This window comes from Pseudomonas sp. TE50-2 (assembly GCF_040813665.1).
Classification (GTDB): Bacteria; Pseudomonadota; Gammaproteobacteria; order Pseudomonadales; family Pseudomonadaceae; genus Aquipseudomonas; species Aquipseudomonas soli.
On the sequence record NZ_JBFNXN010000001.1, the window covers coordinates 4,147,269 to 4,161,810 of the forward strand.

11 protein-coding genes are annotated in these 14,542 nt (G+C 67.3%); 3 read left to right on the forward strand and 8 right to left on the reverse strand.

What is annotated here, in order from left to right:
* The first annotated feature begins 89 nt into the window (after nt 1-89).
* Together purL and AAHK21_RS19000 are read left to right on the forward strand one after the other, a co-directional pair.
* The gene (purL, locus tag AAHK21_RS18995; protein ID WP_367858035.1) at nt 90-3,989 is read left to right on the forward strand and encodes a phosphoribosylformylglycinamidine synthase; all 3,900 of its coding nucleotides are present in this window, start codon (nt 90-92) and stop codon (nt 3,987-3,989) included.
* 3 nt (nt 3,990-3,992) lie between these two features.
* A complete protein-coding gene (locus AAHK21_RS19000) occupies nt 3,993-4,304 on the forward strand; it encodes an NIF3 1 (RefSeq protein WP_023632229.1) in 312 nt (103 codons plus the stop codon).
* A gap of 110 nt (nt 4,305-4,414) precedes the next feature.
* Here the strand turns inward: AAHK21_RS19000 and nagE are convergent, their stop codons facing one another.
* The 8 genes from nagE to tatA form a co-directional block, all read right to left on the reverse strand.
* Complete coding sequence (nagE, locus tag AAHK21_RS19005) at nt 4,415-6,076, reverse strand: N-acetylglucosamine-specific PTS transporter subunit IIBC (RefSeq protein WP_367858036.1); 1,662 nt, start codon at nt 6,074-6,076, stop codon at nt 4,415-4,417.
* 12 nt (nt 6,077-6,088) lie between these two features.
* Nucleotides 6,089-8,632 (reverse strand): phosphoenolpyruvate--protein phosphotransferase, encoded by a 2,544-nt coding sequence (gene ptsP, locus AAHK21_RS19010; protein ID WP_367858037.1) that lies wholly within the window; start codon nt 8,630-8,632, stop codon nt 6,089-6,091.
* Nucleotides 8,633-8,650: 18 nt separating this feature from the next.
* Complete coding sequence (locus AAHK21_RS19015) at nt 8,651-9,673, reverse strand: SIS domain-containing protein (RefSeq protein WP_367858038.1); 1,023 nt, start codon at nt 9,671-9,673, stop codon at nt 8,651-8,653.
* Nucleotides 9,670-10,758: an N-acetylglucosamine-6-phosphate deacetylase gene (gene nagA / locus AAHK21_RS19020; protein WP_367858039.1), complete on the reverse strand. Its 1,089-nt coding sequence runs from the start codon at nt 10,756-10,758 to the stop codon at nt 9,670-9,672. Before nagA ends, AAHK21_RS19015 begins: the two co-directional genes overlap by 4 nt.
* A gap of 11 nt (nt 10,759-10,769) precedes the next feature.
* Nucleotides 10,770-11,501 (reverse strand): GntR family transcriptional regulator, encoded by a 732-nt coding sequence (locus AAHK21_RS19025; RefSeq protein ID WP_038706720.1) that lies wholly within the window; start codon nt 11,499-11,501, stop codon nt 10,770-10,772.
* 636 nt (nt 11,502-12,137) lie between these two features.
* Nucleotides 12,138-12,872, reverse strand: a complete 735-nt coding sequence (gene tatC / locus AAHK21_RS19030; RefSeq protein ID WP_367858040.1) for a twin-arginine translocase subunit TatC — start codon at nt 12,870-12,872, stop codon at nt 12,138-12,140.
* The gene (tatB, locus tag AAHK21_RS19035; RefSeq protein ID WP_046854344.1) at nt 12,872-13,159 is read right to left on the reverse strand and encodes a Sec-independent protein translocase protein TatB; all 288 of its coding nucleotides are present in this window, start codon (nt 13,157-13,159) and stop codon (nt 12,872-12,874) included. Before tatB ends, tatC begins: the two co-directional genes overlap by 1 nt.
* Nucleotides 13,159-13,377, reverse strand: coding sequence for a twin-arginine translocase TatA/TatE family subunit (gene tatA / locus AAHK21_RS19040; RefSeq protein ID WP_046854345.1), 219 nt, complete (start codon nt 13,375-13,377; stop codon nt 13,159-13,161). The genes tatB and tatA overlap by 1 nt, the downstream gene beginning before the upstream one ends.
* A gap of 136 nt (nt 13,378-13,513) precedes the next feature.
* On the opposite strand from tatA, the gene gspK reads away from it, so the two are divergent.
* Entirely contained in the window at nt 13,514-14,479 is a 966-nt protein-coding gene (gspK, locus tag AAHK21_RS19045; RefSeq protein WP_367858041.1) for a type II secretion system minor pseudopilin GspK, read from the forward strand.
* The last annotated feature ends 63 nt before the right edge of the window (nt 14,480-14,542 follow it).

The following is a 14,542-nucleotide window of genomic DNA, read 5'->3' on the forward strand; positions in this document are numbered from 1 at the left end:
GCATTGGCTTAGAGCGGGTGCCGAAAGCCTGCGAATTAGGCTAGAATGCACGGCCTCTAAGCACACCCCTTCCTGAGGCTGTCCCGACGATGTTGATCCTGCGCGGCGCTCCTGCCCTTTCTGCCTTTCGCCACGGTAAATTACTCGAGCAACTGAGCCAGAAAGTCCCCGCTGTTACTGGTTTGTATGCCGAATTCGCCCACTTCGCCGACGTCGACGGCGAGCTGACCGCCGACCAGCAGCAGGTGCTGGGCCGTCTGCTCAAGTACGGCCCGAGCGTGCCGGTACAGGAGCCGAGTGGCCGCCTGTTCCTGGTCGTGCCGCGCCTGGGCACCATCTCGCCCTGGGCATCCAAGGCCAGCGACATCGCCCACAACTGCGGCCTGCAGTCGATCCAGCGCCTGGAGCGCGGCATCGCCTACTACGTCGCCGGCAGCATCAATGACGCCGACGCCCAGGCCATCGCCGCCGAGCTGCACGACCGCATGACCCAGCGCGTGCTGGGCAAGCTGGAAGACGCCGCCGACCTGTTCAGCCACGCCCAGCCCAAGCCGATGACCTCGGTCGACATCCTGGACGGTGGCCGCGCCGCCCTGGCCCAGGCCAACATCGACCTGGGCCTGGCCCTGGCCGAAGACGAGATCGACTATCTCGTCAACGCCTTCCAGGGCCTCAAGCGCAACCCGAACGACATCGAACTGATGATGTTCGCCCAGGCCAACTCCGAGCACTGCCGCCACAAGATCTTCAATGCCAGCTGGGACATCGACGGCCAGGCGCAAGAGAAGAGCCTGTTCGGCATGATCAAGAACACCTACCAGATGCACAACGAAGGCGTGCTGTCGGCCTACAAGGACAACGCCTCGGTGATCGTCGGTTCGGTGGCCGGGCGCTTCTTCCCGAACCCTGAGACCCGCCAGTACGGCGCGGTGCAGGAGCCGGTGCACATCCTGATGAAGGTCGAGACGCACAACCACCCGACCGCCATCGCCCCGTTCTCCGGCGCCTCCACCGGCTCCGGCGGCGAAATCCGCGACGAAGGTGCCACCGGCCGTGGTGCCAAGCCCAAGGCCGGCCTGACCGGTTTCACCGTTTCCAACCTGCGCATCCCCGGTTTCGAGCAGCCTTGGGAAAAGCCGTACGGCAAGCCTGAGCGCATCGTCGACGCCCTCGACATCATGATCGAAGGCCCGCTGGGCGGCGCCGCGTTCAACAACGAATTCGGTCGCCCGGCCCTGACCGGCTACTTCCGTACCTTCGAGCAGGGCATCAACACCCCGCACGGCGAGGAAGTCCGTGGCTACCACAAGCCGATCATGCTCGCTGGCGGCATGGGCAACATCCGTGAAGACCACGTGCAGAAGGGCGAGATCACCGTCGGCGCCAAGCTGATCGTGCTTGGCGGCCCGGCCATGCTGATCGGCCTGGGCGGCGGCGCCGCTTCGTCGGTTGCCACCGGCGCCAGCTCCGCCGACCTGGACTTCGCCTCGGTGCAGCGCGAGAACCCGGAAATGGAACGCCGTTGCCAGGAGGTCATCGACCGCTGCTGGCAGCTGGGTGACAAGAACCCCATCGCCTTCATCCACGACGTCGGCGCTGGCGGCATTTCCAACGCCTTCCCCGAGCTGGTCAACGACGGTGGCCGTGGTGGTCGCTTCGAACTGCGCAACGTGCCCAACGACGAGCCGGGCATGGCCCCGCACGAGATCTGGTCCAACGAGTCGCAGGAGCGCTACGTGCTGGCGGTCAGCGCCGAGGACTTCGAGCGCTTCCAGGCCATCTGCGAGCGCGAGCGTTGCCCGTTCGCGGTGGTCGGCGAGGCCACCGAAGAGCAGCACCTGACCGTTACCGACAGCCACTTCGACAACACCCCGGTGGACATGCCGCTGGACGTGCTGCTGGGCAAGCCGCCGCGCATGCACCGTTCGGTCACTCGCGAAGCGGAGCTGGGCGATGAGTTCGACCCGAGCACGCTGGACCTGACCGACTCGGTCGAGCGCGTGCTGCGTCATCCGGCCGTGGCCAGCAAGAGCTTCCTGATCACCATCGGCGACCGCACCATCACCGGCCTCGTGGCCCGCGACCAGATGGTCGGCCCGTGGCAGGTTCCGGTGGCCGACTGCGCCGTTACCGCCACCAGCTTCGACGTCTACACCGGCGAAGCCATGGCCATGGGTGAACGTACCCCGCTGGCCCTGCTCGACGCCCCGGCGTCCGGGCGCATGGCGATCGGCGAGACCCTGACCAACCTGGCCGCCTCGCGCATCGAGAAGCTGTCCGACATCAAGCTGTCGGCCAACTGGATGTCCGCCGCCGGCCACCCGGGCGAAGACGCCCGCCTGTACGACACCGTCAAGGCCGTCGGCATGGAGCTGTGCCCGGAGCTGGGCATCACCATCCCGGTGGGTAAAGACTCGATGTCGATGAAGACCCAGTGGAGCGAAGCCGGCGAGCAGAAGAGCGTCACCTCGCCGATGTCGCTGATCATCACCGGCTTCGCCCCGGTTACCGACATCCGCAAGACCCTGACCCCGCAGCTGCGCATGGACAAGGGCGAGACCGACCTGATCCTGATCGATCTGGGTCGCGGCAAGAACCGCATGGGTGCCTCGATCCTGGCGCAGACCCACGGCAAGCTGGCCGCCCAGGCGCCGGACGTCGACGACGCCGAAGACCTCAAGGCGTTCTTCGCCGTCATCCAGGGCCTGAACGAAGACGGCCACCTGCTGGCCTACCACGACCGTTCCGACGGTGGCCTGCTGACCACCGTGCTGGAAATGGCCTTTGCCGGCCACTGTGGCCTGGAGCTGGAACTGGGCAACCTGACCAGCAAGCGCGAGAAAGTCGCGGCCATCCTCTTCAACGAAGAGCTGGGCGCGGTGATCCAGGTCCGTCAGGACGCCACGCCGGATGTGCTGGCGCAGTTCAGCGCCGCAGGCCTGGGCGAGGATTGCGTCGCGGTGATCGGCCAGCCGATCAACAACGGTGAAGTGCTGATCAAGTTCGAAGGCGAAGAGCTGTTCAAAGGCGACCGTCGCCTGCTGCAGCGCCAGTGGGCCGAGACCAGCTACCAGGTCCAGCGCCTGCGCGACAACGCCGACTGCGCCGACCAGGAGTTCGACGCGCTGCTCGAGGAAGACAACCCAGGCCTGTCGGTCAAGCTCGGCTACGACGTCAACGAAGACATCGCCGCGCCGTACATCAAGAAAGGCGTGCGCCCGCAAGTGGCGATCCTGCGCGAGCAGGGCGTCAACGGCCAGGTCGAGATGGCCGCGGCCTTCGACCGTGCCGGCTTCGCCGCCGTCGACGTGCACATGAGCGACATCCTGTCTGGTCGTGTCGATTTCGAAGCGTTCAAGGGCCTGGTGGCCTGCGGCGGCTTCTCCTATGGCGACGTGCTCGGTGCCGGTGAGGGCTGGGCCAAGTCGGCGCTGTTCAACGCCCGTGCCCGCGATGCCTTCCAGGCCTTCTTCGAGCGTACCGACAGCTTCGCCCTGGGCGTGTGCAACGGTTGCCAGATGATGTCCAACCTGCACGAGCTGATCCCGGGCACCGAGTACTGGCCGCACTTCGTGCGCAACCGCTCGGAGCAGTTCGAAGCCCGTGTGGCCATGGTCGAGGTGCAGAAGTCCAACTCGATCTTCCTGCAGGGCATGGCCGGTTCGCGCATGCCGATCGCCATCGCCCACGGCGAAGGCCATGCCGAATTCGCCAGCGAAGAGGCACTGCTGGAGGCCGACCTGTCCGGTTGCGTGGCCCTGCGCTACGTCGACAACCACGGCAAGGTCACCGAAGCCTACCCGGCCAACCCGAACGGCTCGCCGCGCGGGATCACCGGCCTGACCAGCCGCGACGGTCGCGTGACCATCATGATGCCGCACCCGGAGCGTATGTTCCGCGCCGTGCAGAACTCCTGGCGCCCGGATGAGTGGCAGGAAGACGCAGCCCTGATGCGCATGTTCCGCAACGCGCGGGTCTGGGTGAACTAAGGCGTGTACAAGCTCGCCTTCTTCGTCCCCGACAGCCATGTCGAAGTGGTCAAGGCCGCTGTGTTCGCCGCTGGTGGCGGGCGTATCGGCGACTATGACCACTGCGCCTGGCAGACCCTCGGCCAGGGCCAGTTCCGCCCGTTGCACGGCAGCCAGCCGTACCTTGGGCAGACCGGTCAGGTCGAGGTGGTCGAGGAGTGGAAGGTGGAGCTGGTGGTGGCTGATGCGCTGATCGCCCAGGTGGTCGCTGCGCTCAAGCAGAGCCACCCGTATGAAACACCTGCCTATGAGGTCTGGCCGCTGGCCGATTTCTAGGAAAGCGTTGAATGACATCGCGGGGCAAGTCGCATCGGCGCACCGCCGCTCTCACGAAGCAAATTCGTGGGAGCGGCGGTGCGCCGATGCGACTTGCCCCGCGATGCTTTTCAGCCTTGCAAGGCGGCGCCCAGCGCAGGTGCCTTGCCACCTACCAGCAGATGCCACACGCCGCCTACCTGCGGGCTCACTCCCAGGCATCCCAAGGCGGCCAGGTGATCCTGTTGTACCTTGCTCTCATCCCTGACTTGCACCCGCACCCGGCTCGAGGCCACGCACTGCGCTTCCAGTAGATTGTCGCGCCCGCCCAGGGCCTGCAGCCATTCATCCACGACGACCGTCTCGGTGACCACGGCGGCCTTCTCGGCCACCGCTGCCGTCACCCGCGCATGAGGTAGCTCACCACGGATCTCATCGGCCAGCGCATCGGCCATCGGCCCCACCACCACTTGGAGGCTGCCGCCGCTGCCAGGCCGTACCACCGCCATGGCGCCGAGGGCTTTCAAGGCCTGGTCCTGGGCCAGGCCGCGATCGGCCAGTACCAGGCGCAGGCGCGTGGTGCAGGCGTCCACCCCTTGCAGGTTGGCCGCGCCGCCCAGTGCGTCGATATAGCGCCGGGCCCTGGGCACCTCCGCGCCGGCTGCCGCTTCGTTGCCGGGCTGCTCCTCGCGCCCCGGCGTCTTGAGGTCGAAGCGGCGGATACAGAAGTCGAACACGAAGTAGTACACCACCGCATACAGCAGGCCTACAGGGAACACCAACCAACCGTTGCTGGAGCGCCCCCAGCCCAGGGCCATGTCGATGGCGCCGCCGGAGAAGGTGAAGCCCAGGCGGATGCCCAGCAGGTCGCAAACCGCCATGGACACCCCGGTGAGCAGCGCGTGGATCAGGTACAGCAGCGGCGCGAGGAACATGAAGGCGAACTCGATCGGCTCGGTCACCCCGGTCAGCGCCGAGGTCAGCGCCATCGACAGCAGCACGCCACCAATCAGCTTGCGCCGGGCCGGCAGGGCGTGGCGATACATGGCCAGGCACGCAGCAGGCAGGCCGAAGATCATCACCGGGAACATGCCGGCCATGAACTGGCCGGCGTTCGGGTCGCCGGCGAAGAAGCGCGCCAGGTCGCCGGTGACCACCTGGCCGCTGGCCGCCTGGAAGCTGCCGAAGACGAACCACACCAGGTTGTTGAGGATGTGGTGCAGGCCGGTGATGATCAGCAGGCGGTTGAGCACGCCGAAGAAGAACGCGCCGATACTGCCGCTCTCCAGCATCAATTGGCCGAGGCTGTTGATGCCGTCCTGGATCGGCGGCCAGGCCAGGCCGAACAGCAGCCCGAGGAACACCGCCGACACCCCGGTGGCAATCGGCACGAAGCGCCGGCCGCCGAAGAACGCCAGGTAGTCCGGCAGCTGGATGTCCTTGAAGCGGTTGTACAGGCCACCGCCGAGCAGACCGCAGATGATCCCGGCGAGCATGCCCATGTCGATCTTCGGGTCGATCACCTTCAGCGTCGCCACCAGCACCAGATAGCCGATGGCCCCGGCCAGCCCGGCGGTGCCGTTGTTGTCGCGGGCGAAGCCCACGGCGATGCCGACGGCGAAGATAAGCGCCAGGTTGGCGAAGATCGCCTGGCCTGCGTCATGCACCAGGGCGATGTCGAGCAGGTCGGTGTCGCCCAGGCGAAGCAACAGGCCGGCGATGGGCAGGATGGCGATGGGCAGCATCAAGGCGCGGCCGAGCCGCTGCAGGCCCTGGATGAAGTGCTGGTACATGGTGCGCTCCGATTATTGTTGTAGGGCCGCGGCGGCGGCCGGTTGGGCGTGAGACTGGGCAGTGAAGTCGCGGCAGGCCTGGCGCACCGCGGCGGCGCTGGACAAGCCCAGCAGGCCCTGGCTGAAGCGACGGCAGGCGGCTGCATCGAGCTGGCGCACCTGCGCCTTGATCTCACCGATCTGCGGCGCGCTGACCGACAGCTCGGCCACCCCCAGCCCGACCAGCACCGGCGTGGCCAGCGGGTCGGAGGCCAGCGCACCGCACACGCCGACCCAGCGCCCGTGCTTCGCCGCGCCCTGGCAGGTCAGCTCGATCAGGCGCAGCAAGGCGGGGTGCAAGGCATCCACCCGCGCAGCCAGGCCGGCGTGGTCGCGGTCCATGGCCAGGGTGTACTGGGACAGGTCGTTGGTGCCGATGGAGAAGAAATCGGCATGTTCGGCCAGGCGCTCGGCGAGCAGCGCCGCGGCCGGCACCTCGATCATCACCCCCAGCTCGGCGCGTTGCCTGATGCCCAGCTCACCGGCCAGGCGGTCCAGGCGCTGGCGGATGGCGATCAGCTCGTCGACTTCGGTCACCATCGGCAACATGATCCGGCAACGCTGTTGCGGGCTGACTTGCAGCAGCGCGCGCAACTGCTGGTCGAGCAGTTCCGGGCGCACCTGGCCCAGGCGGATGCCGCGCAGGCCCAGCACCGGGTTGGCCTCGGCCGGCAGGGGCAGGTAGTCTAGCTGCTTGTCGCCGCCCACATCGATGGTACGGATGATCACTGGGCGTTCGGCCATGGCATCGAGTACGGCCTGGTAGGCGCTGCGCTGCTCGCTCTCGTCCGGCGCGGTGGGGCGGTCGATGAACAGGAACTCGCTGCGCAGCAGGCCGATGCCGTCGGCACCCAGGGCCAAGGCCTCGGCGGTTTCCTCGGCACTGGCGACATTGGCGGCAACCTCGATTACTTGGCCATCGCGGGTGCGGGCGCTCTGTTGGGCGGCGGCCTGCTGGCGTTGGCGGGTTTCGCGGCGCTGTTGCACATGACGCTGCACCTCGGCCAGGCGCTGCGCATCAGCCTCGGTTTCCAGGCGGCCCTGGTCGGCGTCCAGCACCAGCGGCGTGCCGGCGGGCAGCTCCAGCAGCGCTTCGCCCACAGCCACCAGGCACGGCAGGCCGCGGGCGCGGGCAAGGATGGCGACGTGCGAGGTGGCGCCGCCTGCGGCCATGCACAACCCGGCGACCTCGTGGCGGGCCAGTAGCAGCAGGTCGGAGGGCGTCAGTTCATGGGCGACGACAATGGCCGAGGGCGGCAGGCGCAGTTGCCGGGTTTCACCAAGCAAGGCCCGCAGCACGCGCTGTTGCAGGTCGTACAGATCGTTGGCGCGCTCGGCCAGCAACGGGTTGCCCAGGCTGCGCAGGATCTGGCACTGGGTATCGATGGCACGGCTCCAGGCATGGCTGGCGGCGACGCCGTTGGCGATATGCTGGCGGGCGTCGCCGAGCAGGGCCGGATCGTCGAGCAAGGCCAGGTGGGCCTCGAGGATCGCGGCCGCGTCCTCCTGGCCGCGTGGCAGGTGGCGCCAGTCGCGGTCAATGGCATGACGCACTTCGGCCAAGGCTGTGTTCAACGCCTGGTGCTGTGCGGCGGGGTCGTTGTCGCCGTTGTCGGGCGGCAGGCTGACCCCGTCCAGCCGGGCCAACGGCCCTTGGGCCAGGCCGGGGGCGGCGCAGACACCGGTTAGCATGCCGGGCCCGGCAGCGGGCTTGGGCATGGCGGTGCTGGTCGGCGCGTGCGCGGCATGGCGCTCACCGACCGAGGCCGTCTGCACGGCGGTGATCAGCGCCTGCAGCGCGGCCTGGCTGTCCGGCCCGGTGCAGATCAGTTCGACTTCGGCACCTTCGCCAACGCCCAGGCCCATGACCGCCACCAGGCTGTCGAGGTCGGCCTCGCGCTCGGCGAAGCGCAGCACGGCATGGCTCTGGAAACCTTGCGCAGTCTGGCGCAGCAAGGCGGCGGGGCGGGCGTGCAGGCCGCCGTGATGAGCGACCCGGGCATGACCGCACGCGCTTTCATGGCTGATCGGCCGGGCATGCGCTTCGCCACCCGTGGCCTCGATCTCCAGCAGCGCCACGCCCAACTGCGCATTGCCTGCCTCCAGTCGCCTCAGGCCAAAGCCAGGGCCATTGCTGATCAGCATCACGGTGACCAGGCTGACACAGTGCTGCGCTACCAGGTCCATGTCGAAGCGCACCAGCGGCTGGCCTTGGCTGACCTGGTCGCCCAGCGCCACCAATGGCGAGAAGCCACGCCCCTGCAGTTGCACGGTGTCGACACCGATATGCAGGAGGATTTCCGCACCGTTGGCCGCGCGCAGGGTCAGCGCGTGGCCGGTGCGAGCCAGTTGCACCACCTCGCCGGCACATGGGGCGTGCAGCACATCGTTGAGTGGGTCGATGGCGACGCCGTCACCGAGGGTGGCGCTGCTGAACACCGGGTCCGGCACCTGCTCCAGCGGCACCAGCGGCCCGGCGAGTGGGGCATGGAGGATGATCTTGTTATTGTCGGGCATGCGCTGTTCCTCGCGGCTTCACTGCGTGCAGGTCACTTTGCTCAGGTGGCGCGGCTGGTCGGGGTCGAGGCCACGGGCCTCGGCCAGGGCCGCGGCCATGACGTAGAAGCTCTGGATCGCCAGCAGCGGGTCCAGGGCCGGGTGTTCGGCGCAGCTCAGGGTGAGGTCGCGCCCGGCGATATCGGCGGGCGCCGCCAGCAGCACATGGGCGCCGCGCTGGCGCATGTCGGCGGCCAGTTGCAGCAGCCCGGCCTGCTCGACGCCGCGCGGGGCGAACACCAGCAGCGGGTACTGGGCGTCGATCAGCGCCATGGGGCCGTGGCGCACTTCGGCGCTGCTGAAGGCCTCGGCCTGGATCACCGAGGTTTCCTTGAGCTTGAGCGCCGCTTCCTGGGCGATGGCAAAGCCGGCGCCACGGCCGATCACCATCAGCCGTTCGGCGTCGCGCAAGGTGTCGAGGGCCGGGTTCCAGTCCTGGGCGGCGGCTTCACGCAATTGCGCGGGCAGGGCAAGGCCGGCTGCCAGCAGGGCACGGTCCTGGCCCCAATGGGCGACCAGGCGGGCGCTGGCGCTCAGGGTGGCGACGAAGCTCTTGGTCGCCGCCACCGACAGCTCGGGGCCGGCGCCCAGCGGCAAGTGATGCTGGCAGGCCTGTTCCAGCGGCGAGCCCTCGGCATTGACCAGCGATACGGTGGTCGCGCCGCACTGGTTCAGGCGACGCAGGCTGTCGACCAGGTCCGGGCTCTGCCCTGACTGCGAGAAGCCCAGCGCCACCTGGCCGCGTACCCGCAACGGCGCCTGTTGTAAGGTCACCACCGACATCGGCAGCGACGCCACTGGCAGGCCGAGTTGCTGCATGGCGACATAGGCGAAGTAACTGGCGGCGTGGTCCGAACTGCCCCGGGCCACGGTCAGTGCCACCTGTGGGTCGAGCCGACGCAGTTGTTCGCTGAGGGTTTCCAGGCGCGGGTCCAGCGCCTGGTTCTGTCGTTCGACGACATCGGCGCAGCTGCGGGCTTCTTCGAGCATCCTTGAACTCATGCGGTTTCTCCTTCGACCATCACGGCGGTCAGGTTCAGTTGGCGATCGAGCAGCACCGCGTCGGCCCAGGCGCCCGGTTGCAGGCGGCCACGGTCGGCGATGCCGAGGTAATCAGCGGGGTAACGGGACAGGCGCGCGGAGGCCTCGGCCAGGGGCAGGCCGATCTTCACCAGGTTGCGCAGGGCCTGGTCCATGGTCAGGGTGCTGCCGGCCAGGGTGCCGTCGGGCAGGCGCACGCCGCCCAGGCACTTGGTCACGGTGTGGCTGCCCAGGCGGTATTCGCCGTCGGGCATGCCGGCGGCGGCGGTGGAGTCGGTGACGCAGTACAGGCACGGGATCGCGCGCAGGGCCACCTTGATCGCCCCGGGGTGCACGTGCAGCAGGTCCGGGATCAGCTCGGCGTAGCGGGCGTGGGCCAGGGCCGCGCCAACGATGCCCGGCTCGCGGTGGTGCAGCGGGCTCATGGCGTTGTACAGATGGGTGAAGCTGCTGGCGCCGGCTTCCAGGGCCGCCACGCCTTCCTCGTAGCTGCCCAGGGTGTGGCCGATCTGCAGGCGGATGCCGCGCTGGCTCAAGGCCTGGATCAGCGGCAGGTGCCCGGCGATTTCCGGGGCGATGGTGATAACCTTGATCGGTGCCAGGGCCAGGTATTCCTCGACTTCGTCGAGCAGCGCCTGGTGGGCGAAGTTCGGCTGGGCGCCGAGCTTGCCGGGGTTGATATACGGGCCTTCCAGATGCACGCCGAGAATGCGCGCGCCCTGGCGCGGTTGCTTGAGGTGCGCGCCCAGCTCGCCCAGCACGTGGGCCAGTTCCTCGCGTGGCGCGGTCATGGTGGTGGCCAGCAGCGAGGTGGTGCCGAAGCGCCGATGGGTGCGGGCGATGGTGGCGAAGGCCTCACCGCCCTGCATGATGTCGCTGCCGCCGCCGCCATGCACGTGCAGGTCGATGAAACCGGGCAACAGGTACGGCAGGTCGTTGGCCAGCGGGTCGCACGGCGTGCCCTCGATGGCCTGTATGCGGCCGTTTTCGAGGTGCAGTTGTCCGCGCACCCAGCCGTCGGGGGTGAGGATGTTGGCGATGTCCATGGAGGCTCCGGTCAGCGTCGCAGTTCGGCGACGAAGTCGTAGTAGTCGTTGCGGCAGTAGGTGTCGGTCAGCTCGATGGCGGTGTTGTCGTCGAGGTAGCCGATCCGGGTCATCAGCAGCATGGCGGTGCCGGGGGCGATGCCCACCTGGGCGGCCAGTTCGTCGCTGGCGTTGATCGCGCGGATATGTTGCAGGGCGCGAACCACCGGGCGGCCAAGTTGGTCGAGGTGCTGGTACAGCGAATCGCCGATGGCCTGCGGGTCGCCGAGCAGGCGGGCGGGCAGGGTGCTGACCTCCACCGCCATGACGATGTCGTCGGCCTTGCGCAGGCGCTTGAGGTGGGCCACCTGGTCGGTGGGCGACAGGCCGAGGCGGATCAGTTCGTCGCTGCTCGGCGTGCCGATGCTGCGCTCCAGCCACTGCGAGCTGGGCACGAAGCCTTTCATGCGCAGCATTTCGCTGAAGCTCGACAGGCGCGACAGGGGTTGTTCGAGGCGTGGCGTGATGAAGGTACCGGAGCCCTGGATGCGCTGGATCAGGCCTTGTTCGAGCAGGACTTCGAGGGCCTTGCGCGCGGTGACCCGGGAGATGTCCAGGGTTTCGCTGAGGGTGCGCTCCGAGGGCAGGGCCTGGTCGGCGGTCCACTGGCCGGCATGGATGGCCTGCTCCAGGTTGCGTGCCAGCTGCAGGTAGAGCGGGGTGGCGCTGGTGTCGTCGGGGCGCAGGGCGGTTAGAGGACGCATGGGCGGTGTCCGGTATTGTTGTGGGATGAAAATTAATACCACTTTAATACCAGGTCAATACCACTGGTCTGGATTGGTGTGCCTGATCAGATGGCTGGGGCCGCTTCGCGACCCTTTCGTCGCGGTTCGTCGCCACGACAAGCCGGCTGTCCCAGAGTCAACCCCAGCTTGCTTTTTGTGGGAGCCGGCTTGCCGGCGAAAGGGCTGCTTAGCAGCCCCAGCGTCCTGTCAGATATTTCCGAACCTGAAACCAAATGCTTCAGCCAGAAAAGCTTGGGAACTACCCTACGTGCTTGCCGGAAGCTGCTGCGTTGTCGGGGAAAGACCCCGGGGATAACTTCACCTGGTCGCCAGATATGGTGACCAGGATGTGAGAATCCTGGAGTACAGGTTTTTCGGCAGTCCCTTCATGGCAGCCGTGCACGGGCAGACTTCGGTCTGACCGGGTTTCTTGTGCCCCGGATTCTCACCCCGTTCATGGCTGCCACCTTAATCGGGCGTGAGAGTCCGTATAACGAAGATCGCTGCTCTGCCATGGCAGCCGTAGGCGGGCAGGCATTGCCTGATCGGTTTTCTTCGTGACCGGTTCTCACTCCGTGTACGGCTGCCACCCGACCAAGTAATGGCTCCTGCCTTTTACTCCATACGTCGCACCAACCCACACGCCAGCAACCCCACCTCGAACAGCACCCACATCGGCACCGCCAGCATGGTCTGGGAAAACACATCCGGCGGCGTCAGGATCATCCCCACCACGAAGCAGCCGACGATCACATAAGGCCGGCTGCGCCGCAGCGTGGCCACGTCGGTCAGCCCCGCCCAGACCACGATGAAGGTCGCCACCGGGATCTCGAAGGCCAGGCCGAACGCCAAAAAGAGCGCCAGGATGAAGTCCAGGTACAGGCCGATGTCGGTCATCATTTCGACCCCGTCCGGGGTCACGCTGGCGAAGAAACCGAACATCATCGGGAACACCAGGAAGAACGCGAACGCCATGCCGCCATAGAACAGCACGATGCTCGACACCAGCAGCGGCAGGGCGATACGCCGTTCACGTCGGTACAGCCCCGGGGCGATGAAGCCCCAGGCCTGGTGCAGCAGCAGCGGCATGGCGACGAACAGCGCGCACATCGCCGTCAGCTTGAACGGCGCAAGAAACGGCGAGGTGACGCTGGTGGCGATCATGCTGGCGCCTTCTGGGAGGTAACGGCGCAGCGGTTCGGAGATGTGCGTGTACAGCGTCTGGGCAAAGGGGAACAGCCCGCAGAACACCAGCGCGATCAGCAGCAGGCAGCGCACCAGGCGCTTGCGCAGGTCCCGCAGATGATCGGTCAGCGGCATGCGCGCCGCCTGGTCGAGAGCGAGGGACATCAAGCGCTCTCCTTGGCGTGGGCGACTGGTGTCGGGTCATTGGCCGGCGTCGCGTCAAGCTGGATGCCTTGGCGCAGCTCCTGCTCCAGGCGCTGCAACGGCGCGGCATCCAGGGCGGGCATGTCGATCTCCCGTTCCACCTGCGCCTTCAACGCATTCAGTGCCCGACGGGCCTGGCCCAGCCCACGGCCCAGGGTCCGCGCCGCCACCGGCAGGCGCTCGGGGCCGAGCACCAGCAGGGCGACGATGCCCACCAACAGCAGTTCGGTGAAGCCGATCTCGAACATCAGGCCTGACGATCCGTTTGTGTCTGTTGTACCGGCTGATTGTTCAGCACTTGCGGCTGCTGCTCGACAGTGTTGTCGGCAGTGCCGCCCATGGACTTGCGAAAGCCCTGGATCGCCTCGCCCACATCACCGCCCAGCCCCTTGAGACGCTTGGTGCCGAACAGCAGGAAGACGATCAACAGCACGATCACCAATTGCCAGATTCCGATGCCACCCATGTAAGACCACTCCTGTCAGGTCAAAGAAAAAGGAAGGCCAATCCTGCCCTGCGCAGATGACGGGCACATGACTGCCATCTGCCTGCAACAACCGGCGTGTTGACTGGCGCTTTTCAGCGGCCACGGGAAGACAGGGATGGGGCGCAGGCGACAACGGGGCGCGGCACTGTTGATGGTGCTGGTGGTGCTGGCGATGCTGGCGGCGGGGCTGGCCTGGTTGGTGGAGGATGGCCGGCGCCAGGTGGATGCGGTGCGCCTGCTGCACCAGCGGGTGCAGGTACGGGCCATGGAGCAGGCGGGGCTGGCCTATGCCTCCCAGGCCCTGCGCGATCCGGCCTGGCGCGCCAGCCCGCTGTTCTGGCAGGCCCTGCGCGGGCAGCCGCTGGCCTATGACTTTGGCGCCGGCAAGGCGCAGTTGCGGGTGATCGACCAGCACAGCTGCTTCAACGTCAACGCCCTGCTGGGGGAGGATGGCCCACGGGCCGAGCGCCAGTTGCGCCAGCTGTTGGGTGATGACATGGCTGCCGAACGGTTGGTCGATGCCCTGGCCGACTGGCTGGACGCCGACAGCGATGCCCGTCTGCAGGGCGCCGAGAGCGCCCAGTACCTGCGCCAGCAACCACCGCGGCTGGCGGCCAACCAGCCCATGCTCGACACCAGTGAACTCAACCTGCTGCTGGAGCCGGACAGTGCTCGGCAAGGCCGCTATCGAATGCTCTGCGCGCTGCCGTCGACCAGCGGCTGGCGGCTCAATGCCAATGCCCTGGGGTTGGAGCACCTGCCGTTACTGGAGGCGATGTACGAAGGACGGTTCTCCCGTTCGATGCTCAGCCGCGTGATCAGTGGCCGCCCGGCGGCCGGGTATGTCGATGCCGCGGCCTTGCGCCAGGCGCTGGGGGCGGTGGATGACGAGACCTTCGCCCGGCTAAGCGAAGGGTTGCTGCTCAACAGCGGCCATTTCGTCCTGCAGCTGTCGTTCGAGGAGGAGGGGCGCACGCTGCGCAGCCAGTTCCAGATCGAGGCACTGGGCGTGGTGCAATGGCATGCGCGGGTGCCGGCGCAGCAGGTGCGAGTCAGGGGGCGGGAGCCCGTTGCCGGGTGAGACTTTGTTACTGATGGTTGGAAATTCGCTAGGTATCGTAGGAAATGTCGGATGAGGCGATCT